At 42.8% G+C, this 22,224-nt stretch carries 22 protein-coding genes and 1 tRNA gene; 4 read left to right on the forward strand and 19 right to left on the reverse strand.

What is annotated here, in order from left to right; all coding sequences use genetic code 11:
• Positions 1-10: 10 nt before the first annotated feature.
• From nifU to DWZ93_RS03510, 3 genes are all read right to left on the reverse strand, one after another.
• Positions 11-454 carry a Fe-S cluster assembly scaffold protein NifU gene (gene nifU, locus DWZ93_RS03500; protein WP_118451971.1) on the reverse strand — a complete coding sequence of 148 codons (444 nt, stop codon included), beginning with the start codon at positions 452-454 and terminating at the stop codon, positions 11-13.
• A 73-nt stretch (positions 455-527) separates the two neighbouring features.
• Positions 528-1,712 (reverse strand): cysteine desulfurase NifS, encoded by a 1,185-nt coding sequence (gene nifS, locus DWZ93_RS03505; RefSeq protein WP_118451972.1) that lies wholly within the window; start codon positions 1,710-1,712, stop codon positions 528-530.
• Between the two features lie 62 nt (positions 1,713-1,774).
• Positions 1,775-2,233, reverse strand: a complete 459-nt coding sequence (locus tag DWZ93_RS03510; RefSeq protein WP_118451973.1) for an RrF2 family transcriptional regulator — start codon at positions 2,231-2,233, stop codon at positions 1,775-1,777.
• A gap of 130 nt (positions 2,234-2,363) precedes the next feature.
• On the opposite strand from DWZ93_RS03510, the gene DWZ93_RS03515 reads away from it, so the two are divergent.
• On the forward strand, positions 2,364-3,695 hold the full coding sequence (locus DWZ93_RS03515) for an oligosaccharide flippase family protein (protein WP_118451974.1): 1,332 nt from the start codon (positions 2,364-2,366) through the stop codon (positions 3,693-3,695).
• Positions 3,696-3,781: 86 nt separating this feature from the next.
• Here DWZ93_RS03515 and DWZ93_RS03520 read toward each other — a convergent pair whose 3' ends face one another.
• From DWZ93_RS03520 to DWZ93_RS03570, 11 genes are all read right to left on the reverse strand, one after another.
• Positions 3,782-4,519 carry a tyrosine-type recombinase/integrase gene (locus DWZ93_RS03520; RefSeq protein ID WP_118451975.1) on the reverse strand — a complete coding sequence of 246 codons (738 nt, stop codon included), beginning with the start codon at positions 4,517-4,519 and terminating at the stop codon, positions 3,782-3,784.
• A 52-nt stretch (positions 4,520-4,571) separates the two neighbouring features.
• Positions 4,572-5,108, reverse strand: a complete 537-nt coding sequence (locus tag DWZ93_RS03525) for a stage II sporulation protein M (protein WP_118451976.1) — start codon at positions 5,106-5,108, stop codon at positions 4,572-4,574.
• A 61-nt stretch (positions 5,109-5,169) separates the two neighbouring features.
• A complete protein-coding gene (locus DWZ93_RS03530; RefSeq protein WP_118451977.1) occupies positions 5,170-5,709 on the reverse strand; it encodes an NUDIX hydrolase in 540 nt (179 codons plus the stop codon).
• A 129-nt stretch (positions 5,710-5,838) separates the two neighbouring features.
• Positions 5,839-7,392 carry a ribonuclease Y gene (rny, locus tag DWZ93_RS03535; RefSeq protein ID WP_118451978.1) on the reverse strand — a complete coding sequence of 518 codons (1,554 nt, stop codon included), beginning with the start codon at positions 7,390-7,392 and terminating at the stop codon, positions 5,839-5,841.
• Between the two features lie 72 nt (positions 7,393-7,464).
• Positions 7,465-8,079 carry a regulatory protein RecX gene (locus tag DWZ93_RS03540; protein ID WP_118451979.1) on the reverse strand — a complete coding sequence of 205 codons (615 nt, stop codon included), beginning with the start codon at positions 8,077-8,079 and terminating at the stop codon, positions 7,465-7,467.
• Positions 8,080-8,082: 3 nt separating this feature from the next.
• A complete protein-coding gene (recA, locus tag DWZ93_RS03545) occupies positions 8,083-9,141 on the reverse strand; it encodes a recombinase RecA (protein WP_118451980.1) in 1,059 nt (352 codons plus the stop codon).
• A 205-nt stretch (positions 9,142-9,346) separates the two neighbouring features.
• Positions 9,347-10,933 carry a sodium:solute symporter family protein gene (locus DWZ93_RS03550; RefSeq protein ID WP_118451981.1) on the reverse strand — a complete coding sequence of 529 codons (1,587 nt, stop codon included), beginning with the start codon at positions 10,931-10,933 and terminating at the stop codon, positions 9,347-9,349.
• A 152-nt stretch (positions 10,934-11,085) separates the two neighbouring features.
• A complete protein-coding gene (locus DWZ93_RS03555; RefSeq protein WP_118451982.1) occupies positions 11,086-11,490 on the reverse strand; it encodes a C-GCAxxG-C-C family protein in 405 nt (134 codons plus the stop codon).
• Positions 11,480-12,151: a UDP-N-acetylglucosamine pyrophosphorylase gene (locus DWZ93_RS03560; RefSeq protein ID WP_118451983.1), complete on the reverse strand. Its 672-nt coding sequence runs from the start codon at positions 12,149-12,151 to the stop codon at positions 11,480-11,482. The genes DWZ93_RS03555 and DWZ93_RS03560 overlap by 11 nt, the downstream gene beginning before the upstream one ends.
• Entirely contained in the window at positions 12,148-14,133 is a 1,986-nt protein-coding gene (gene topB, locus DWZ93_RS03565; RefSeq protein ID WP_118451984.1) for a DNA topoisomerase III, read from the reverse strand. The genes DWZ93_RS03560 and topB overlap by 4 nt, the downstream gene beginning before the upstream one ends.
• A gap of 20 nt (positions 14,134-14,153) precedes the next feature.
• A complete protein-coding gene (locus DWZ93_RS03570) occupies positions 14,154-15,011 on the reverse strand; it encodes a patatin-like phospholipase family protein (RefSeq protein WP_118451985.1) in 858 nt (285 codons plus the stop codon).
• A gap of 121 nt (positions 15,012-15,132) precedes the next feature.
• Here DWZ93_RS03570 and DWZ93_RS03575 point away from each other — a divergent pair, with 121 nt between their 5' ends.
• Entirely contained in the window at positions 15,133-16,767 is a 1,635-nt protein-coding gene (locus DWZ93_RS03575) for an ABC-F family ATP-binding cassette domain-containing protein (RefSeq protein WP_118383540.1), read from the forward strand.
• A gap of 71 nt (positions 16,768-16,838) precedes the next feature.
• Here DWZ93_RS03575 and asd read toward each other — a convergent pair whose 3' ends face one another.
• The 3 genes from asd to DWZ93_RS03590 all read right to left on the reverse strand — a co-directional run bounded on the left by asd (position 16,839) and on the right by DWZ93_RS03590 (position 20,091).
• A complete protein-coding gene (gene asd / locus DWZ93_RS03580; protein WP_118451986.1) occupies positions 16,839-17,924 on the reverse strand; it encodes an aspartate-semialdehyde dehydrogenase in 1,086 nt (361 codons plus the stop codon).
• Between the two features lie 23 nt (positions 17,925-17,947).
• Complete coding sequence (gene argH / locus DWZ93_RS03585; protein ID WP_118383538.1) at positions 17,948-19,333, reverse strand: argininosuccinate lyase; 1,386 nt, start codon at positions 19,331-19,333, stop codon at positions 17,948-17,950.
• 119 nt (positions 19,334-19,452) lie between these two features.
• Complete coding sequence (locus DWZ93_RS03590; protein WP_118451987.1) at positions 19,453-20,091, reverse strand: epoxyqueuosine reductase QueH; 639 nt, start codon at positions 20,089-20,091, stop codon at positions 19,453-19,455.
• Between the two features lie 136 nt (positions 20,092-20,227).
• Here DWZ93_RS03590 and DWZ93_RS03595 point away from each other — a divergent pair, with 136 nt between their 5' ends.
• Both DWZ93_RS03595 and DWZ93_RS03600 read left to right on the forward strand, forming a co-directional pair.
• On the forward strand, positions 20,228-21,007 hold the full coding sequence (locus DWZ93_RS03595; protein WP_118383536.1) for an ABC transporter ATP-binding protein: 780 nt from the start codon (positions 20,228-20,230) through the stop codon (positions 21,005-21,007).
• Positions 21,000-21,803, forward strand: coding sequence for an ABC transporter permease (locus DWZ93_RS03600; protein WP_118383535.1), 804 nt, complete (start codon positions 21,000-21,002; stop codon positions 21,801-21,803). Before DWZ93_RS03595 ends, DWZ93_RS03600 begins: the two co-directional genes overlap by 8 nt.
• A 2-nt stretch (positions 21,804-21,805) precedes the next feature.
• Here DWZ93_RS03600 and DWZ93_RS03605 read toward each other — a convergent pair whose 3' ends face one another.
• Both DWZ93_RS03605 and DWZ93_RS03610 read right to left on the reverse strand, forming a co-directional pair.
• Positions 21,806-22,054 carry a hypothetical protein gene (locus DWZ93_RS03605; RefSeq protein ID WP_118383534.1) on the reverse strand — a complete coding sequence of 83 codons (249 nt, stop codon included), beginning with the start codon at positions 22,052-22,054 and terminating at the stop codon, positions 21,806-21,808.
• A gap of 65 nt (positions 22,055-22,119) precedes the next feature.
• Positions 22,120-22,192 (reverse strand) — tRNA-Thr (locus DWZ93_RS03610).
• Between the last annotated feature and the right edge of the window lie 32 nt (positions 22,193-22,224).

The following is a 22,224-nucleotide window of genomic DNA, read 5'->3' on the forward strand; positions in this document are numbered from 1 at the left end:
CCGTCCTTTTTTAATATTCCTCTTCTTCCTCTTCTTCGCCTTCATGGATATCTGACTTCGGCTTAGAAAGTCCCTTGATCTCGATACCATTCTTCTCTGCATAATCCCAGAGTGCCGCATGAATTGCTTCTTCGGCAAGAAGTGAGCAGTGTACTTTTACCGGCGGAAGTCCGTCCAGAGCTTCCATAACCGCTTTATTAGTCACTTCCATGGCTTCCTGGATATTCTTTCCTTTTACCAGTTCTGTAGCCATACTGCTGGTTGCGACAGCCGCGCCACAGCCAAATGTCTTAAACTTTACATCTCGGATAATCTGATTTTCATCAATATCCAGATAAATTCTCATGATATCTCCACATTTTGCATTACCAACTGTACCCACACCGCTGGCGTTCTCAATCTCTCCCATATTTCTAGGATGCTGGAAATGATCCATTACCTTTTCTGTATACATAGTTTTCCTCCAATTTTATCTCTGTTTTGTCTCTGTCTATATTCAAGTCGAACGTCCTGAACAATCTGTATAATTATCTGTTCTGTTTTCTAACAAAATCTTCATAAAGTGGTGACATTGCACGAAGGTCAGCCACAATCTTCTTCAGACAATCTACTACATAATCAATATCTTCTTTGGTTGTATCTTCACCCAATGTCAGGCGAAGTGATCCGTGAGCAATCTCATGAGGCAATCCGATTGCAAGAAGAACATGTGACGGATCCAGGGATCCCGATGTACATGCTGAACCGCTTGATCCACAGATTCCTTTCATGTCAAGCATGATCAGAAGCGACTCACCTTCTACGAAGCGGAAACAGAAGTTTGCATTATTCGGAAGTCTCTTTTCTCTGTGACCATTAAGCTTTGTGTAAGGAATCTCATTCATTACACGCTCAATCAGATAATCTCTTAATTCAATCTCTTTATCTGTACGTTCTTTCATCGTACGCATTGCTCTTGCTGCTGCTGTACCGATTCCAACGATTCCAGGCACATTCTCTGTACCGGCACGACGTTTTCTTTCCTGCGCTCCGCCATGAATAAATGAACGAATCTTAACACCTTTACGGATGTATGCGAAACCAATTCCCTTTGGTCCGTTAAATTTGTGTCCGCTTGCACTGAGCATATCGATATGATACTCATCTACATTAATCGGCACCTGACCAAATGCCTGTACTGCATCTGTATGGAACAGAATTCCATGTTCATGTGCGATCTCACCGATCTCACGGATTGGCTGAATCGTTCCGATCTCATTATTTGCAAACATGACTGAAATCAAAATTGTAGTCGGACGGATCGCTGCTTTTAATTCTTCCAGATCCACAACACCGTTCTCATCTACTCCAACATACGTTACTTCGACACCTTTCTTTTCCAGATACTCACAGCTGTGCAGAATTGCATGATGCTCAATCTTAGTTGTGATAATGTGATTCCCTTTGTCTGCATATGCATCAGCAGTTGCTTTCAGCACCCAGTTATCTGACTCAGATCCACCGGCAGTGAAATAAATCTCATTAGACTGAGCTCCAAGTGCCTCTGCAATGATCTCGCGCTGTTTTGTAATTACATCCTTGTTCTGAGATCCGATGCTATATACAGTTGACGGATTACCATACTTTTCTGTAAAATAAGGAATCATGGCATCCAGTACTTCCGGTGCCGTCCTTGTAGTAGCTGCATTATCCAGATAAATAATCTTTCCCATTTTGTATTTCCTCCTTAAGATCTGTATCTTTTTGTCTTCCTGATTAATCTCCTAATCCTATTCTATCGATCACATTTCTTTGCATGACTTCTGTCACTTCCCGATAGCTCCCTGCTTTCTTTTACGAGTGTATCCAGCTTCATCTCATCTACTGTCCGATTAATACTTTCATTAATCTTCCTCCAGACATACTTGGTGACACACTCTCCGGCTGCTTCGCACTCCCCATCTGGATTGAATCCATCACAATCTACAGGTTCCAGGCTTCCCTCCAGGGCGCGAAGCACATCACCTACCGATATTTCAGAAGCATCCCTCGCCAGCACATATCCGCCGCCGGCTCCGCGTACGCTTCGAATCAGTCCATTCTTTCTGAGTAAAGACATCAACTGCTCCAGATATCGTTCTGAAAGGCTCTGGCGTTCTGCAATCTTGCAGATCGGTACCGGTTCTTTCTCACTGTATACCGCGATATCAATCATTGCACGCAGTCCATATCTTCCCTTTGTAGAAAGCTTCAATTCATCACCTTCTTTTAAATCCCTACTTTTTTACTAGGATTTACGTATGTAGAATATCACTGGGAAATGGTTCTGTCAAGGCGAATTTGGGAATAAATTATAAAGATAATGTAAATAAAGGGGTCACTCCATGCAGCGAAAAATCCTCATTAAAGGAACATTAATTCTTACATTTACAGGCATTGCTACCCGATTGATCGGTTTCTTCTATCGGATTTTCTTAAGCCGTTCCTTCGGAGAAACAGCAGTTGGTCTATATCAGTTGATTTTTCCTGTCTATGCACTTGCAATTTCATTCACAAGTGCTGGTATCCAAACCGCTGTTTCCAGATCGGTTGCACGTGAGCACACACTTCATCGAGATAAAAAATGCACCTGCCTTCTTTACACTGGGATAGGACTTTCTTTTCTATTATCTATGATTACCATGTATCTGCTTCAGCATTACAACTCTGCAATCGCAATTCATTTTTTACACGAGCCAAGATGCATGTTTTCTATTACTGCCATGTCATACGCAATCCCCTTTGCATCTATTCACAGTTGTATCTGTGGATATTACCTGGGGTTAAAGCAGACACGTATTCCGGCATTTTCACAACTGATCGAGCAGACTTCCCGGGTTGTTTTTGTCTGTCTATTATTTACCGTTTTTACGAGAAACGGTTCCCATGCGAACGTTGCTCTCGCAGTCGCCGGACTTGCAGCCGGAGAATTTTTCTCTATGAGTTACAGCTTGTATATTCTTCGCAGCAAACAGGGTATTACACTTGCGCATAGCCAGGCTACTCCTTCCATGTTTTTATCTTCCTTAAAAGAGTTAACAGCTTTGTCCGTTCCGTTAACTGCCAATCGAATACTTCTAAATATTTTGCAGAGCATTGAAGCCGTATCCATTCCGGTGCAGCTTCGTGTCTTTGGCATGGATACGAATAATGCACTACGTATGTATGGCGTGTTGACAGGCATGGCACTTCCATTGATTTTGTTTCCAACTGCAGTCAGCAATTCAATAGCCTCTATGACATTACCTGCCATTGCAGAGCTGCAGGCATCCAGAAATCATACTGCCATAAAAATTTTTGTCAGTAGACTATGCCTTGGAAGTCTCCTGTTGGGAGCAATGTGCAGCGTAGTTTTTTTATTTGGCGGCAGTCTTGCAGGTATCTGGCTCTTTCACAGTTCACTTGCCGGCAAATTCATCACCACATTGGCCTGGATCTGTCCATTTCTATACACTAACAGTATCCTTACAAGCATAATCAATGGTCTGGGCAAACCATTTATTTCTTTTCTGTACAACAGTCTTCACCTGATCATCCGGATTCTGAGCATCTACATATATATTCCGCAGAAAGGTATCTACGGTTATTTAATCGGATTATTATTCAGTCAGGTACTTCTGTTCTTTTTGTCTCTTCAGTTTTTATACCGATATTTCCAAAAGGGCGAGACATTATAAGAGCCACACCCATAAAGGATGTGGCTCCTGATTTTATTGTTCTGATTTCATTGTCTTTTGTAATTCTGTTGAGTTAAAAGGGCAAATTAAGAGTGACGAAGCATACTTGGAGTAATCGTTCCCTTAATTCCTGCCTTGGCAGCATAACCTTTCAGAATCTTCCAAAAGCCCTGACGGCTCATCTTCTTTCCAGAAATATTCGGGAAAAGAATGTCTGATTCGGTACCCTTAAGCAGCTTATCACGACCGCTTCTCAAATATGCGTTCATTGCTTTCTGCGCCTGACGATCTAACGGATATGCATTCTGATTACCTTCAAAATGGCACTGCAAATATCCGAGTTCTGTATTGATATCGCCCACTTTCAGACCGACCAATTCTTCTACCATGATACCGGTAGAATATAACAGTTCGATCATTGCTTTGTCTCTCAAAAGCTTCGGTGTCTTGCCATTAGGAACAGCAAGCACTTTCTTAACATCTTCCTTGGATGCACTCTTCGGTGCACGCCGCTCAATCTTTGGACTGGTCAGTGTAGAAGACACGTCCTCAGCCAGAATTCCTTCTCTGACAAGATATTGGAAAAATCCTTTTATGGATGCAACATTTCTTGAAATTGTCGTATTGGTCAGCCCTTGTTTCTCCATATAAAGCATGTAAGAATTCAAATTTGTGACCGTAATCTGTGTAACATCAGATACATTCTGTGCATCAAGATACTTTACAAGCTTCATCAGATCACGCCTGTATGCCATCTCAGTATTCAAGGAAATTCCTTTTGTTTTTTTCAGATATTCAACATACTCTAATACTTTATTTTCCATATTCTTATCTCCTATTGTATATATAAGATTATAAGTAAAAATGCGGTAAAAATCAAATCCTTTTTAGTATCATTTTTACCAAAATTGGATTCGCTTTATATTCTAACGCAATACCCATACAAATAGCAAGACAAAATGCTATAGTTTTTTCATAATTCCACTGTTTTTTTGGATAGAAGAAGATTGTCATAAACAAAATACCATATGCAAACAAATAACATGCCATATGTGGCAGCAATCCAACCACACAAAACAACACGCCGCTAACTCCGTGATTCATTACCGCACATGTAAAATACACGCCGCAAAGTATGCCCGTCCATACCAGAAATACAGTTGAACCTATTCTGCGAAAGCGTGTCGTTCCGATCAGTGCAAGAATAATCGCGGGTAAAACACGCAGCCGAACGAGATATCCCAGGTACTGTACCCCTTTTATGTCTGCTTTCTGAAATTGTTCTGCAAAATTCCGGTTGAATATTCCCATAGACGAGATATATTCTCCAGCACTCATATTCATATAGACAATCCCCAACAGAAAACCCATCATATAAATCAATATCACTACTCTGCTCTGATTCTTTATCATTGCTCACCTCGTACTGTCAGGATATTTCATTATATGCCCGCTCCGTTCCTTTATACCTGCTTTAGCGATTATATTTCACTGCATATGCCATGATGGCAGCGATTGTCTTGGAATCTTCAATCTCACCGGAAAAGATCTTTTTCTTCAGTTCATCCAACGTATAGGCTTTCACGTCAATATACTCATCCTCATCCAAATCCTGGCTGGTCGGTATCAGATCATGTGCTGTAAAAATCTCAATCCGTTCATCACAGAATGCAACCGTTGTCCGAAGCGTGATCAGCCATTCCAACTTATCTGAACGATACCCCGTCTCCTCTTCCAGTTCTCTGGCAGCACATACAATCCCTTCCTCTTTCGGGTCGTCGAGCTTGCCAGCCGGAAGCTCCAGTGTATATCTCTCCAATGCATTCCGATACTGACGCACCATCAGAAGTCTTCCGTCATCCATAACCGGCACTACAGCCGCCGCACCGTCGTGATGAATAAAGTCCCATTTAGCAGTATTACCATTTTCAAATTGCATGGTGTCACAGTAAATGTCCAGCACTGCTCCTTTGTGTACCAGTTCTCTTTTTATTCTTCTTACTTCATCAGCCATTTGCGTTCTCCTTTCGTTTTATGATATTCTCTTTATGATAGTTGTTATAAAATAATGTTACATTCTTTAATTATGCAAAAAACCGGGCCGAAGCCCGGTTTTTCTGACATTATCTTCTATACAGATGCCTTATTTTGCGTAATCTGTTACCCGCGATTCACGGATGACATTTACCTTAATCTGTCCCGGATATTCCAATTCATATTCAATCTGTTTTGAAATATCTCTGGCCAGTAATACCATATCTGCATCAGATACCTGTTCTGGAACTACCATGATTCGAATCTCTCTACCTGCCTGAATAGCAAAAGATTTTTCAACACCCTTAAACTGGTTGCTGATATCCTCTAATTGTTTTAATCTGTTTGTGTATGTTTCGATTGTCTCTCTTCTCGCACCTGGTCTTGCTGCTGAAATTGTATCTGCCGCCTGTACTACACATGCGATCAGAGTTTCCGGCTCCACATCGCCATGATGTGATTCAACCGCATTAATAACGGTTGCCGACTCCTTGTATTTTCTACAAAGATCCACACCTATCTGAATATGCGATCCTTCAACATCGTGGTCAATGGATTTACCAATATCGTGCAGAAGTCCGGCACGCTTAGCAAGACGTACATCCAGACCGATCTCTCCGGCTAATAATCCTGAAAGCTGTGCTACTTCAATGGAATGCTTCAATGCATTCTGTCCATAGCTCGTTCTGAACTTCATACGTCCAAGAAGCTTGATCAATTCTGGATGGATGCCATGAACACCAACTTCGAGAGCTGCTGCTTCACCTTCCTCACGAATGATCGCATCTACTTCCTTCTGCGCTTTTTCTACCATCTCTTCGATTCTTGCCGGATGAATGCGTCCGTCTACGATCAACTTCTCCAAAGCAATTCGCGCTACTTCACGGCGAATCGGATCAAATCCGGAGAGAACTACTGCTTCCGGTGTATCATCAATAATCAGTTCTACACCTGTCAGAGTTTCGAGTGTACGTATATTACGACCCTCTCGTCCGATAATCCTTCCCTTCATCTCATCATTCGGAAGCTGAACAACCGAAATGGTGGTCTCTGCTACATGATCGGCAGCGCATCTCTGGATAGCAGTAACGACATATTCCTTTGCCTTCTTGTCTGCCTCTTCCTTTGCCTGCGCTTCCATTTCTTTTATCATTTTCGCAGTGTCATGTTTCACATCGTCTTCAACAGTTTTTAACAAATATTCTTTTGCCTGTTCGGAGGTAAGTCCTGAGATTCTTTCCAGTTCCTGTACTCTTTGCTTACTCAGCTCTTCCACTTTCGCTTCACGCTGACGTAAATGTTCTTCCTTTGCCGTAAATGCCGCTTCACGTCTCTCGATTGCGTCAGACTTCTTGTCTAAAGACTCTTCCTTGGACAGAACCCTCTTCTCATAACGCTGTAACTCTGCTCTACGTTCTTTGGTTTCCTTTTCGAGCTCATTCTTCGTCTTGATAGATTCTTCTTTAATTTCCAAGAGAGATTCCTTCTTCTTCGCCTCGGCTGTTTTAACTGCATCATCAATAATCTCGCGAGCTCTGCTTTCCGCATTACCAATTTTAGACTCAGCATTCTTTCTGAGATTGGATACCGTCACGAAATGACTGACAACTGCGGCTACAATGACTAACACTGCGGCTACAGCAATCACAATTCCTATTGGCACAGGAGCACCTCCTTATTAAATTTTCATTGTACAAATACAACATTTAAATTTTATACTGTTTTCACAAATATGTCAAGTATTCCACTCGTTAATCTGTATTACTTGACGGATATCTTCATAACCAAATCCTTTTCTTGCCAGATAGCCGTATATTTTACGCATTTCCTGATCCGTAGCACTCTTCGGATCATATCTCTTTTTCCGTAAAAGATCACGTATAGCATTCAGAGAATCTTCCGCACTGTAGTATTCACTCAGAATCTCCCGCACCCGTTCCATATCTACACCCTTCTTCATCAGAAGTGCATAAATCTCTTTCTTACTTTTACTATTCTTCCTGCTTTCAATGAATCGTCGGATATAAGACTCGTCGTTAATATAGCCAAAAGACTTCACATAGGCAATTGCCTCATCCGCAATATCTGCCGGATAATCACCATTCAGCAGCTTGATGCGAAGCTGGCTTTCTGTACGGTCCATATCATTCAGCAGATGCATCGCCCGCAACTTTGCTCTTTTCAAAACAACCTTTTCCCGGATCTCCTGATATACTTCTTCACTCAGTTCGCCATCTTCCTGTATTCTATAGCGAAACAGTTCGCCTTTATAAAGTGTAAAGGCGAACTGTCCATCCAGATATACTTTAAACTTAGTCTTACTTACCGACTTGATATCTGTAATCTGCATCTTTTATTCCACATCTTTTCCCGCACTCTTGTCTGAATCTGCGGTCTCTTCTGTTGCATCTGCATCCTCAGTCACCTGATAATGTGCACGTACTTTATGATCGATCTCTTCCATCTTGTCCGGATGAGATGCAAGCCACTGCTTGGCGTTCTCACGTCCCTGTCCAATCTTATCTCCATCATAAGCAAACCATGATCCACTCTTATTCACAATACCAAGGTTCGTCGCCAGATCCAGGATATCTCCTTCCTTGGAAATACCTTTACCGAACATGATGTCAAATTCAGCCTCTTTGAAAGGTGGCGCGATCTTGTTCTTAACCACTTTAACACGAACTCGGTTACCTACCATCTCGCCGCTCTGCTTCAAAGTCTCAATACGACGGATATCCATGCGGATAGAAGCATAGAACTTCAGCGCACGACCACCTGTAGTAGTCTCCGGATTACCGAACATCACACCAACCTTCTCACGTAACTGATTGATAAAGATCACGACACAGTTCGACTTGCTGATAACAGGTGTAAGCTTCCTAAGCGCCTGAGACATCAGTCTTGCCTGCAGACCTACATGTGAATCACCCATATCACCTTCTATCTCCTGTCTCGGTACAAGCGCTGCTACAGAGTCCACTACGATAATATCCATCGCACCGGAACGTACCATAGTCTCAGTGATCTCCAACGCCTGATCACCGCTGTCCGGCTGTGAAATATACAGTTCGTCAATATTCACACCGATATTCTTCGCATATACAGGATCCAGTGCATGTTCTGCATCAATAAATCCTGCAATACCACCCTGCTTCTGTACTTCTGAAATCATATGAAGCGCTACTGTAGTCTTACCACTTGACTCAGGGCCATATATCTCGATCACTCGTCCTCTTGGTACCCCGCCAAGTCCTAATGCAATATCCAGGCTCAGAGAACCTGTTGGAACAGTCTCTACTGCAACTCTGGCAGCCGGATCTCCCAGCTTCATCACTGTACCTTTACCAAAATCCTTCTCCAGCTTCGCTATCGCTGCATCTAATGCTTTCTTCTTATCATCACTTGCCATGTTATAATCTCCTTACATCTCGAACGTTTTCTCGAACATTCGTTCGTCATCATGTATTAATAGTATTATAGTTCTCAAAAAAAGTCAACAATTAATTTCACAGATCTGTATATGTGAACATAATACAGCAGACTGTGGTTATTGTCAACCACAGTCTGCGTTTTAATTCTGATATGATACTTTTACATTTCCAAAAATCACGTTTTTACTCCTGAAGTGAAGTTTTCTTTGTGATCGTAATTGTCTCATTGTAGCATGAGAAAATATTTTCCAGAACCTTCTTATCCTGTTTTCCTGTAAATGCACTTACGATTGGAACAATAATCAGTCCGCCTACCATTGCTACCACACCGGAATTAATGGATGACTTAAAAATGTAACTGAGTACAGTTCCCCAGCCGCTCACATCGGTTCCTGTAAGTGTGATCACTAACTGCAATACAGCCACAGCACATCCCCAGGCAAAGCATACAGCTACGGATGCCTTGCTGATTCCTTTCCAGTACAATCCATATAAAAACGGTGCAAGAAATGCTCCTGCAAGCGCTCCCCAGGACACACCCATCATCTGGGCAATAAATGTAACTTCCGGATGTGCATCCTTGAAAATTGCGATCACTGCAGATACGATGATGAAAAATACAATGAATAACCGCATCGTAGATACCAGCTGTTCATCCGGTATTTTTTTCTTTGATGCCGGTCTGATCACATCCAGTGTAAATGTAGAACTGGATGTTAGTACCAGTGATGACAGTGTGGACATGGATGCCGACAATACAAGCACAATTACCACCGCAATTACAATAGACGGAAGTGTCGATAACATCGTAGGGATGATTGTGTCAAATAACGGCTTTCCGGTCATTTCATTGATCACAACACGGTCCGCATATAACCGTCCGAAACCTCCAAGGAAGTAACATCCGCCTGCCACGATAATCGCAAATATTGTAGAAATCACGGTACCTTTATGGATATCCTTTTCACTCTTAATGGCATAGAATTTACCAACCATCTGCGGCAATCCCCAGGTACCAAGAGATGTAAGGATAACTACAAAAAGAAGTGCCAACGGATCCGGTCCGAGAAATGCTGTATACGCACCCTGCCACCCCGCATCTCCGGTAACAGAGGCAAGTGTCCTGGTAGCATTAAGCAGTCCGCCGTTATCCATCAGTACCGCGCCGATTACAGCACAGATACCAAACAGCATGATAATTCCCTGAATAAAATCATTGATTGCTGTAGCCATGTAACCGCCAAAGATAACATACACACCGGTCAGTACTGCCATAACCACAATAACTATCCAGTAAGGAATGTCAAACACCAGACCAAACAGACTGGATAATCCGTTGTAAAGAGATGCAGTGTATGGAATCAGAAAGATAAATACAATCACAGAAGCTGCCACTTTTAATGGGACAGATTCAAATCTCTTTCCAAAAAAATCCGGCATTGTCTTGGCATCCAGATGCTGCGTCATAACTCTTGTTCTTCTTCCCAGAACATTCCACGCAAGCAGCGAACCGATAAACGCATTACCAAGTCCCGCCCAGGTAGATGCAAGACCAAAGTTCCAGCCAAACTGTCCCGCATATCCCACAAAGATAACTGCTGAAAAGTATGATGTTCCAAAAGCAAAAGCTGTAAGCCATGGACCTACACCGCGTCCGCCAAGAACAAAACCATTCACATCTTTAGCATGTTTTCTAGAATAGAATCCAACGTACACCATAACTCCAAAAAAGATGATTAACATTATGGCACACAGTAATTCTTTCGACATATTCATTTCCTCCATTCATTTCTTTCATTCGTGAAACATCGTCGCTTTAAACCGTTGCGCTTTAAAGTGGTAAAGTTTATGTTGTTATAGTATCACAGGATGAATATACTGTCAATAAAAAAGATTCGGTTTAAAAGCCGAATCTTTTTATGCTATATGATAGTCTCTAATACTTCTACTGCTGTTTTCACACATTCTCTGCAGCATGGCAATGGCTGTGCTCCTTTATCCGTAAGCAAATCTCTGCACATCAGAGAGCCCTTCTTTTCTTCAAACAGACGAGCGGCCTCCATAATCTTGGTATAAGTATCTGATTTCGTCATGTATGGATCAGAGAGATTCCCTGCTGAATTGGCAAGACCTATGGTCATAAACATCCCAACAACTGCACCGCAAGTATCTTTCAGACCTCCCATTCCCAGGCCAAACCCTTCTGTCATGCGAAATACATCTTTTTCTTCTAAGCCAAATTCCTCACAATAGCAACATATAACTGACTGACAGCAGTTATACCTGTGATTAAATTTGTCTTCCGCTATTTGAACCTTAGATTCCATATTTTTCCACAACCTCGCCCTGTTTTTTGTAAATGCTTCCTGCCGGCACCACTCCTCTTACGGATGAAAGCGGATAGATATTACTGTGTGCTCCCACAACTGTTCCGGGATTCAGCACAGATCCGCATCCTACCTCTACTTCATCTCCAAGCATTGCTCCGAATTTCTTGATACCAGTCTCAATATTGCCTTCCGGAGTCTTGACAACCACCAGCTTTTTGTCGGATTTCACATTAGAAGTAATAGAACCTGCTCCCATATGCGCCTTATAACCAAGAATGGAATCACCCACATAATTGTAATGTGGCACCTGAACTTTGTTAAATAGCACAACATTTTTCAGCTCTGTAGAATTGCCCACAACCGCGCCTTCACCTACGATCGCATTGCCACGGATAAACGCACAGTGTCTCACTTCTGCGTTCTTACCGATAATTGCCGGTCCGTGAATGTATGCAGACGGAAATACATTGGCAGATCTGGCGATCCATACGTCATCTCCCACTTTCTCATACTCGTCTGCCGGAAGCGTAGCTCCTAATTTCAGGATGAATGCGCTGATCTTTGGCAACACTTCCCATGGATAAGTAACTCCTTCAAACAAATCCTTCGCAATCGTCTCATCCAGTGTGTACAGTTCTTTGACAGTTATTTCTTTCATGATTTCTTTCCTTTCTTATAGAATCCAGCCGCACGGTCATAACATCCGCGCAGTTCATATTGATTATTCAGCCGCAGCACCCCCATGGTTCTGGACCGTATAAAGTTCTCTAATTTAGTCATATATTCTTCTGAAGTAATATCGCCTTCAGCCACATAAGTAAGCCCCTTTTCCCAACTTGCGGTAAGTTCCGGATTCAAAAGGGACCGAATAGAATGTTCCACCACGTCATAAATCATCTCGCCTTCCAGTGTCGGCGTTACGATCTGTGTCTTTTTATTCAATGCCAGATAGCCGTTATTAAATAACTTCTTCAGAATCTCTCCTCTGGTAGCGCTGGTTCCAATACCACTTCCTTTAATCTGGGCACGGAGTTCCTCGTCCTCAATAAGCTGACCTGCATTTTCCATTGCAAGAATCAATGAACCAGAATTATACCGTTTTGGCGGAGAGGTCTTCCCTTCCCGGATAGACAGGTCTGTCACCGGAAGAGCCATGCCTTTACGGAGTGATTTAACTGCTTCCAGAAGTGCATTTTCTCCGGATTCGTCCTCCTCCTTTTGTCCCGGCACACCAGCTACTTTCATATATCCCTTTTCTGCCAGAACTTTGGTACTGGTAAAAAACGACTCTTCTCTTATCTTACCGGTTACCAGCACTTTCTGATATACCGCCGGCGGATAGAAGATACTTAAGAATCTCCGAACGATCACATCATAGATCTGCCCGGACAAATGAGACAGACTCTTTAATGCACTCTCTCCCTGTCCGGTCGGAATAATCGCATAGTGGTCTGTAATCTGCTTGTCATTCACATATCGAGTCTTTGCCAGTCCCTTATGACTTCCCATAGTCACAATATCATTCAGAAATGGTACCGCCGGACTGTATTTCATGAGTCCGTTCAGATTCTTATGGATTTCCTTTGCCACAGCCGTTGAAAGCACTCTGGCATCCGTTCTCGGATAAGTAACCAGTTTCTTCTCATAGAGTTCCTGTACCACCCGCAGTGTCTCGTCAGGACTGATTTTAAACCTCTTGGAACATTCATTCTGAAGTTCCGCCAGGTTAAACAGCAGTGGTGGATTCTTCTTTTCTTTTTTCTTTTCAATGGATTCGATCCGATACATACACGGCTCTTCCTCTTTCAGATAGCGGATCAGTTCCTCCGCGGTTTCTTTTTTCTTGAATCCATTTTCCTTGTAAAGAAGCGGAGACGCATAATACTTTGAAGCTTCTACTGCCTTCCATTCGCCTTCCAGCTTCTGCCCATTCACTTCTACGGTACTGAGGACACGGTAAAACGGAGTCTCTACAAATTCACGAATTTCCCGTTCTCTGCGTACAACCATGCCAAGTACACAGGTCATAACTCTTCCTACAGAAATAACAGAATACTTTTTATTCAGATAATTCGATATACTGTTACCGTATTTCAATGTCAGAAGACGTGAAAAATTAATTCCCATCAGATAATCCTCTTTGGCACGCAGATAAGCCGATGCCGACAGATTATCATATTCTGACAAATCCTTTGCCTCTCTGATCCCGCGCAGAATTTCTTCTTCTGTCTGGGAATCAATCCAGACTCTTAATCTCTTTTTATTCTGTACACCGGTCATCTGTTCCACCAGACGGTAAATGTATTCTCCCTCACGACCGGAGTCGGTACAGACATAAATGGTATCTACATCATCTCGTTTCAACAAACCGGATACAATCCGAAACTGCTTGGAAGTCTGTGGAATAACTTCGTATTTAAATTCATCCGGCAAAAAAGGCAGAGTCTCCAGACTCCACCGTTTGTATTTCATATCGTAGACTTCCGGATAGCTCATCGTGACCAGATGTCCCACACACCATGTCACGATACTGTCTTCAGCTTCCAGATAGCCGTCGCCGCGCTTTGTCTTTAAGTGGAGCGCCTTGGCAAATTCCTGCGCCACACTTGGTTTCTCAGCGATATATAGCGATTTACCCATATATTATCTCCAGTTCTGTCTTATTCTTCCATATATCGGAGCAGATTAGCATACTCCTTTTTCATCAGAGCATAACCATGCTCATAAAAGCTCATCAACTTATCATAATCACGCTCTAGTCTGGATACTGTTGGAACCATTGGACGAATCACATAGATTCTTCCTTCTGCTTCCAGCTTCTCTACCAGTTCCATCGTACGGTTATACATACGATTCCTGTGAACAGCACACGCTGCCATCTTTGGATAGCTCTTGTATGCTTTGCGGTAAAGCTTCGCCGTCCCCTTAGACACCGGTTTCTTGCGGTAACCCGGATTACGCGTAAGCACTACGATGATCTTGGCATTGCCACTTTTCAATGCATGACGGATCGGTACAGAATCTGCCACTCCACCATCCAGATATGGCACACCATCAATATTCACCATCGGTGAAGCCAGCGGCATACTGCTGGATGCACGGCACAGCCTCATCAAACGTTCTCTGTCACTGTGTTCTTCCATATATTCTGCTTTACCGGTCACGCAGTTCGTCGTCACAATCTCACATTTCATATTGGATGCAAAAAATGTATCATAATCAAACGGATATATCTCATTCGGATAACGGTCAAAGATCATATCCATATTTAATAAACTTTTGTTTTTTAAAAATTTTCTTACTCCCTGATAGTAACTGTATTCCTTCTCTCTGTGGATCATACAGTCTCTGGTCCTGCCCGGCTGTCTGGATACATAATCCACGCCATTGCAGCTTCCGGCAGATACGCCGATAACATGGGAGGTATAGAACTCTTTTTCCATCAGGTAGTCCAATACGCCTGATGTGAACACTCCCCTGGTGGCTCCGCCTTCCAGTATCATGGTTGCATGATGCATGATATCCCCTTCTTTCTAATTACAACAAGTATGGCATAATTATATACCAGCTTCCTTGCTATTTCCATGTTTTTTTGATAAGATTGTCTGCGGATATAAGAATAAGGAGGATTATCAAGCTATGATAAGCACAAGCAATGTTACCCTGCGTGTCGGTAAAAAGGCGCTATTTGAAGATGTAAGCATCAAGTTTACCGAAGGCAACTGCTATGGTCTGATCGGAGCAAATGGTGCCGGTAAATCGACATTTTTAAAGATTCTGTCCGGTCAGTTAGAGCCTACCAACGGTGAAGTGATCATTACGCCTGGTGAGCGTTTGTCATTTCTTCAGCAGGATCATTTTAAATATGATGAATACATGGTTCTTGATACGGTCATCATGGGCAATGCCAGACTGTACGAGATTATGAAAGAAAAAGAAGTACTCTATGCCAAAGAAGATTTTACTGATGAAGATGGAATCCGTGCCAGCGAACTGGAAGGCGAGTTTGCAACCATGAACGGATGGGAAGCCGAGTCCGATGCAGCTACACTTCTGAATGGACTTGGAATTGGTACCGAACTCCATTACACTATGATGAAGGACCTTCCTGGCCCGGATAAAGTAAAAGTTCTTCTTGCCCAGGCACTGTTTGGCAACCCGGACATCCTGCTTCTGGATGAGCCGACGAACCATTTGGATCTGGATGCTATCGGATGGCTGGAAGAATTTCTGATCAACTTTGACAATACCGTAATCGTAGTGTCACATGACCGTTATTTCCTGAATAAGGTATGTACACAGATTGCTGATATCGATTATGGCAAAATCAAGCTCTATGCCGGTAACTATGACTTCTGGTACGAATCCAGCCAGCTGCTGATCCGCCAGATGAAAGAAGCTAACAAAAAAAAGGAAGAAAAGATCAAAGAGTTGCAGGACTTTATTTCCAGATTCAGTGCCAACGCTTCCAAGTCCAAACAGGCAACTTCCCGTAAACGTGCCCTGGAAAAGATCCAGCTCGATGATATTCAGCCGTCTAGCCGTAAATACCCATACATCAATTTCACTCCAAACCGTTCCATCGGTAATGAGGTACTCACCGTTGACGGACTAAGCAAAACGATTGAGGGTGAAAAAATTCTGGACAATATCAGTTTCACACTGAACCGAGAAGACAAGGTTGCATTTGTCGGCGGCAATGAGCTTGCTAAGACAACACTTTTCCAGATCCTGATGGGTGAAATGGAACCGGATGAAGGTACTTATAAATGGGGTGTCACCACTTCACAGGCGTACTTCCCATTGGACAGCACCTCTGAATTCGACAATGAAGATACCATCGTAGAATGGCTGACACAGTATTCTGAAAACAAAGATGCCACTTACGTGCGTGGCTTCCTTGGACGTATGCTGTTCGGTGGTGACGACGGTGTTAAGAAAGTAAAGGTTCTCTCCGGTGGCGAGAAGGTACGCTGTCTTCTGTCTAAGATGATGATCTCCGGTGCCAATGTACTGCTTTTTGATGAACCGACCAACCACCTTGATATGGAATCCATCACCGCTCTGAATAATGGTATGATCAAATTCCCTGGTGTGATCTTATTTACATCCCGTGACCACCAGATCGTGCAGACCACTGCCAACCGTATCATGGAAATCGTACCGGGCGGCAAAATGATCGATAAGATCACCACCTATGACGAATATCTGGAAAATGACGAACTGGCAAGAAAGCGTCAGACATACACGGTTGAAAGTGATGATGAAGATTAAACTTACAAAAAGAACTCTCGTGGAATCCACGGGAGTTCTTCTTGTATATGCCAGGTTTCTGATCCCTGCCCTTATTTCTTTGTAATATATCCTTTTGCTGTCAGTGTTTCAGCGCAAAGCACTGCTCCACCTGCAGCACCACGTACGGTATTATGTGACAGTCCAATGAACTTGAAATCATACATGCTGTCTTCTCTCAGACGTCCGATCGATACACCCATACCATGTTCGTAATCTACATCCAGTTTAACCTGTGGGCGATTATCTTCTTCCAGATACTGAATAAACTGCTTTGGAGCACTTGGAAGTTCTGCTTCCTGTGGAAATCCTTTAAAATCACGGAGTGCCTGAATCAGCTGTTCCTTCGTCGGTTTCTTCTCAAAATTAATAAATACAGCTGCTGTATGTCCGTTCAATACCGGCACACGAATACACTGGCAGGTGATCTTTGGAAGTTCTGCCTTTACAATCTGACCATTTTCAACTTTACCAAGTACACGCAATGGCTCCTGTTCGCTCTTTTCTTCTTCTCCTCCGATGTAAGGAATAATGTTCTCTACCATCTCCGGCCAGTCACGAAATGTCTTTCCTGCTCCTGAGATTGCCTGGTATGTAGTAACTACAAGTTCTTTTGGCCCAAATTCTTTCCATGCAGCAAGGCAAGGAGCATAGCTCTGGATAGAACAGTTTGGTTTAACAGCAATAAATCCGCGTTTGGTTCCAAGACGCTCTTTCTGAGCTGCGATAACCTCAAAATGCTCCGGATTAATCTCCGGTACTACCATCGGTACGTCCGGTGTCCATCTGTGGGCACTGTTGTTAGATACAACCGGTGTCTCTGTCTTCGCGTACTCTTCCTCGATCGCGCGAATCTCATCTTTAGTCATATCCACTGCGCTAAACACAAAATCAACGGTAGATGCCACTTTCTCTACTTCATTGACATTCAGTACAATCAGTTTCTTAACTGCTTCCGGCATCGGAGTATCCATCTTCCAACGTCCTCCTACTGCCTCTTCATAAGTCTTGCCTGCTGATCTCGGACTCGCAGCTACCGTTACTACTTCAAACCACGGATGATTATCAAGCAGTGTGATAAATCTCTGACCTACCATACCAGTTGCACCCAAAATACCTACTTTTAACTTTTCTTCCATTGCCTTTTCCTCCTGTCTCATTCCTATTTATCATATTCTCTGATGTACTGTTTGTAAATCTGAATCACCTGTTCCATAGCAGCTTTACCAGGTGCTCCAGTTGTCAGACGTTTATTTACACAGGTTTCCATGCTGATCGCGTCATAAATGTCTTCTTCAAATACCGGAGAAATTGCTTTGTACTCTTCCAATGACATATCATCCAATGCGATATTCTTCTCAATACAGTAAAGGACGAGCTGACCTACAATGCCATGTGCATCACGGAACGGAACACCGTGATTTACCAGGTAATCTGCCGCATCTGTAGCATTCGTAAAACCATTCTTGGCACTTGCATGCATATTATCTTTTTTAAACTGCATGGTACTCAACATACCGGTAAAGAGTGCAATACATCCTTTGGCTGTATCAATGGCATCGAAACTCATCTCTTTATCTTCCTGCATATCTTTATTATAAGCAAGCGGAATACCTTTCATCGTAGTAAGCAGAGATGTAAGCGCGCCATAAACACGTCCTGTCTTACCCCTTACAAGTTCTGCGATATCCGGATTCTTCTTCTGCGGCATAATACTGCTTCCGGTACTGTAAGCATCATCGATCTCTACAAACTGATATTCATTAGAATTCCAGATGATCACTTCCTCACAGAAACGTGAAAGATGCATCATGACAATAGATAAAGCCGAAAGAAGCTCCAGCAGATAATCTCTGTCAGATACACCGTCCATACTATTCAGTGTCGGTCCGTCAAAACCAAGAAGCTTTGCAGTATAATCACGATCCAGTGGGTAAGTGGTACCTGCAAGAGCTCCTGATCCCAGCGGGCAGGTATTCATTCTCTTGCTGATATCACGCATACGTTCGTGATCTCTCTTAAACATCTCAAAGTATGCGCCCATATGATGTGCAAGTGTGATCGGCTGTGCCTTCTGCAGATGTGTAAATCCAGGCATAATTGTCTCCGTATTCTCCTGCATGATTCCCAGAATCGTTCGTAAAAGCGTCTTTAACAACTGATCGATCTGAGCAATTTCATCTCTGGTATACAGCTTCATATCAAGTGCCACCTGATCATTACGACTTCTTCCGGTATGCAGCTTTTTGCCCGCATCTCCGATCCGGTCGATCAGATTCGCTTCCACAAAGCTGTGAATGTCTTCGTATTTATCTGTAATCTCAAGTTTACCCTTCTCCACATCATCGAGGATTCCTTCCAGTCCTTCAATGATCTGCTGTTTCTCTGTCTCAGTCAGAATCTCCTGCTTGGCAAGCATCATCACATGTGCAATACTTCCACGGATATCCTGCGCATACAGTTTTTTATCAAATGAAATAGAAGCGTTAAAATTGTAAACAAGTTGATCCGTCTCTTTTGTAAAACGTCCGCCCCATAATTGTGCCATTGGTATCCCTCTTTCTATATCATGTTTTCTCTTTTGAAATATTCAGTTACATATTTTAGCATACAATCAGAACCTTGAAAAGTCCCTCATCTGACTTTTTATGCATTTCTGATGCATATCTATGCTTTTTCTGCATTTTGTCTGTGTCTCTTTTCCGCTTCATTCCAGGAATAAACGCATCCACAATAGTCCTGCCGGTACAATCCGTATTCCTTTGACAACTCAACAGAACGCTTATATCCGTTCTTTTTCTTGAAGTCTGACAGTAGATATTTTACACCATATTCTTCCGCCAGCCTGCTTCCGATCTCATTCAACTTCTGAGCATTCTTCATCGGGCTGATACTGAGTGTCGTGGTAAAATATTCATAGCCTCCGTCTCTTGCAAGCTCTGCCGCTTCTCTTAAGCGAAGCTCGTAACAGCGCATACAACGCTCTCCGCCCTCCCTGGCATCTTCCAGCCCTTTCGCCATATCATAGAATCTATCCTTGTCATATTCTCCCGCCACAAAACTGATCTTATGCTTTGCAGGCAGTTCATCAATCAGCTTCTGCTGCTCAATGATCCGCTTCGAGTACTCGGACTCCGGATAAATGTTCGGATTATAATAAAAAACCGTAATCTGGAAATACTGACTCAAATATTCCAACACATAACTGCTGCAGGGTGCACAGCAACTGTGCAGTAAAAGTGTCGGCACATGCTCTTCTTTTTCCAGCTTTACGATCAGCTTATCCAGTTCTTTCTGATAGTTCATTCAGATATCACCTCTGTTTCGTATAATTACTGTTACCTTATGTTTATTCAGTATATGGCATTTCTCTTACCGTCGCAAGAACTCTTTTCTTACATTTTCATAAAATGAACCAGAACATCTTTTTTCAGGAGGCTCTATGGAAAAGCATACTGATCGGATTCTGGAATTAAAATCTATCTATTATTCCTATCATAATGCCGATGGCGAAACTCCTGCCATCACAGATCTTTCATTTTCGGTAAATGAAAGTGAATTCATTGCCATCGTCGGACCTTCCGGCTGTGGCAAATCCACATTACTGTCCCTCATTTCAGGGCTGATCACGCCCGAAAAAGGTCTGATCAAGATCAACGGGAGATCCTTGCGGGAAAGTGCTGCAAATATCGGCTATATGCTTCAGCACGACCAGCTCTTTGAATGGCGGACTATCTACCACAATGTACTTTTAGGTCTTGAGATTCAGCATACGCTCTCTGCCAGAACCAGGGAAAAAGCCCATGAACTCTTAGATACTTATGGACTAAAACAATTCGAAAATTCCAGACCATCTGAACTCTCCGGTGGTATGCGGCAACGGGCAGCCCTGGTGCGTACCCTTATCCTGGAACCAGATATCCTGCTTCTTGATGAACCATTTTCTGCACTGGACTATCAGACCAGACTGCGTGTAGGCGACGACATTGGACAGATTCTGAAAAAAGAAAAGAAAACTGCCATTCTGGTGACTCATGATCTGTCAGAAGCAATTTCACTGGCAGACAGAATCATTATCTTAACTTCAAGACCTGCCACTGTCCACCAGACTGTCCCACTGATTTTTAATCTGGAAGACGATACTCCATTAAACAGAAGAAATGCACAGGAATTTAAAAATTACTTTTCACTGATATGGAAGGAGCTGAATAGCGATGCATGAATTATCCGCAGCGCAGCAAAAATATCTTCATATGCAAAAAAGACACAGACGAGTCGTCTGTGTATCCAGAATCCTGATTCTGTTCGGTTTTTTATTCGTATGGGAATTCACTGCTAACACCGGGATCATTGATTCCTTTATCTTCAGTTGTCCCTCACAGATTGTTCTCTGCTTTCGTGAATTGATGGTGGATGGAATCATTTTCCATCATATAGGAATCACACTCTATGAAACCATCGTAAGCTTTTTGCTTGTCATTCTGATCAGTATCTTAATGGCGGTACTTCTCTGGACGTTCCGCTATTTATCTGAAATACTTGATCCATATATGGTTGTACTGAACAGTCTGCCTAAATCTGCCCTGGCACCGCTCCTCATCGTATGGCTGGGTGCCAATCGCACTACGATCATCGTAGCCGGAATGTCTGTTGCGATCTTCGGCAGCATACTAAGTCTGTATACGAGCTTTATCTCTGTAGATCCGGAAAAGATCAAACTGATATACACGCTTCACGGCACAAAATTCCATGCTCTTACAAAAGTTGTTCTGCCTGCCTCTCTTCCGGCTATCATCAACATTATGAAAGTGAATATCGGGCTCTGTCTTGTGGGCGTGATCATCGGAGAATTTCTAGCAGCCAGAAGCGGTCTGGGTTATTTGATCATCTACTCAAGCCAGGTGTTCAAAATGGATCACTTGCTGATGAGTATCTGTCTCCTGTGCCTGATGGCAATGCTTCTGTATGCACTGATCAATGCTTTAGAAAAATGGTACCTCGCCTGTCAGCACCGATAACACTATAACTGATTTAACACCCCAAGAATCTCTTCCATCCCTTCATCATTGAATGGATACACAGATTCTTTCTTTTCCGCTTTTGATACATCATAGCACTCCGGACCTTCCCAGATTGTCAGTTTGAACCGGGAATCCTCAGCTTCAGTATCAGATTTTTCAATTCGATAATTGTATTTTCCTTTGCTGCCGTTGAATTTGGACTTTTTATAAAATGCTAACGGAAACAGCATTTGTCTCGTAATCTTCATATCGTATTCTCCTTTTGTAAATCCGGTAATACAAAAGGCTGCGCAATGCGCAGCCCCTACATATAAGCTGGAAATCGGACTTGAACCGACGACCCCTTCATTACGAGTGAAGTGCTCTACCAACTGAGCCATTCCAGCAGATGTGATCTGCTATAAGCAGTCACAACTAA

Source organism: Dorea sp. AF36-15AT (genome assembly GCF_003477705.1).
Lineage (GTDB): Bacteria > Bacillota > Clostridia > Lachnospirales > Lachnospiraceae > Claveliimonas > Claveliimonas ammoniilytica.

What these genes read in the sequence shown, in the direction of transcription:
- DWZ93_RS03575 (WP_118383540.1), top strand. Translation starts at nt 15,133, where the DNA reads ATGATAAGCACAAGCAATGTTACCCTGCGTGTCGGTAAAAAGGCGCTA.
- DWZ93_RS03515 (WP_118451974.1), top strand. Translation starts at nt 2,364, where the DNA reads ATGCAGCGAAAAATCCTCATTAAAGGAACATTAATTCTTACATTTACA.
- DWZ93_RS03555 (WP_118451982.1), bottom strand. Translation starts at nt 11,490, where the DNA reads ATGGAATCTAAGGTTCAAATAGCGGAAGACAAATTTAATCACAGGTAT.
- DWZ93_RS03590 (WP_118451987.1), bottom strand. Translation starts at nt 20,091, where the DNA reads ATGAACTATCAGAAAGAACTGGATAAGCTGATCGTAAAGCTGGAAAAA.
- asd (WP_118451986.1), bottom strand. Translation starts at nt 17,924, where the DNA reads ATGGAAGAAAAGTTAAAAGTAGGTATTTTGGGTGCAACTGGTATGGTA.
- DWZ93_RS03550 (WP_118451981.1), bottom strand. Translation starts at nt 10,933, where the DNA reads ATGTCGAAAGAATTACTGTGTGCCATAATGTTAATCATCTTTTTTGGA.
- recA (WP_118451980.1), bottom strand. Translation starts at nt 9,141, where the DNA reads ATGGCAAGTGATGATAAGAAGAAAGCATTAGATGCAGCGATAGCGAAG.
- nifU (WP_118451971.1), bottom strand. Translation starts at nt 454, where the DNA reads ATGTATACAGAAAAGGTAATGGATCATTTCCAGCATCCTAGAAATATG.
- DWZ93_RS03570 (WP_118451985.1), bottom strand. Translation starts at nt 15,011, where the DNA reads ATGCATCATGCAACCATGATACTGGAAGGCGGAGCCACCAGGGGAGTG.
- DWZ93_RS03540 (WP_118451979.1), bottom strand. Translation starts at nt 8,079, where the DNA reads ATGCAGATTACAGATATCAAGTCGGTAAGTAAGACTAAGTTTAAAGTA.
- DWZ93_RS03605 (WP_118383534.1), bottom strand. Translation starts at nt 22,054, where the DNA reads ATGAAGATTACGAGACAAATGCTGTTTCCGTTAGCATTTTATAAAAAG.
- nifS (WP_118451972.1), bottom strand. Translation starts at nt 1,712, where the DNA reads ATGGGAAAGATTATTTATCTGGATAATGCAGCTACTACAAGGACGGCA.
- DWZ93_RS03525 (WP_118451976.1), bottom strand. Translation starts at nt 5,108, where the DNA reads ATGATAAAGAATCAGAGCAGAGTAGTGATATTGATTTATATGATGGGT.
- argH (WP_118383538.1), bottom strand. Translation starts at nt 19,333, where the DNA reads ATGGCACAATTATGGGGCGGACGTTTTACAAAAGAGACGGATCAACTT.
- topB (WP_118451984.1), bottom strand. Translation starts at nt 14,133, where the DNA reads ATGGGTAAATCGCTATATATCGCTGAGAAACCAAGTGTGGCGCAGGAA.
- DWZ93_RS03530 (WP_118451977.1), bottom strand. Translation starts at nt 5,709, where the DNA reads ATGGCTGATGAAGTAAGAAGAATAAAAAGAGAACTGGTACACAAAGGA.
- DWZ93_RS03595 (WP_118383536.1), top strand. Translation starts at nt 20,228, where the DNA reads ATGGAAAAGCATACTGATCGGATTCTGGAATTAAAATCTATCTATTAT.
- DWZ93_RS03560 (WP_118451983.1), bottom strand. Translation starts at nt 12,151, where the DNA reads ATGAAAGAAATAACTGTCAAAGAACTGTACACACTGGATGAGACGATT.
- DWZ93_RS03520 (WP_118451975.1), bottom strand. Translation starts at nt 4,519, where the DNA reads ATGGAAAATAAAGTATTAGAGTATGTTGAATATCTGAAAAAAACAAAA.
- DWZ93_RS03600 (WP_118383535.1), top strand. Translation starts at nt 21,000, where the DNA reads ATGCATGAATTATCCGCAGCGCAGCAAAAATATCTTCATATGCAAAAA.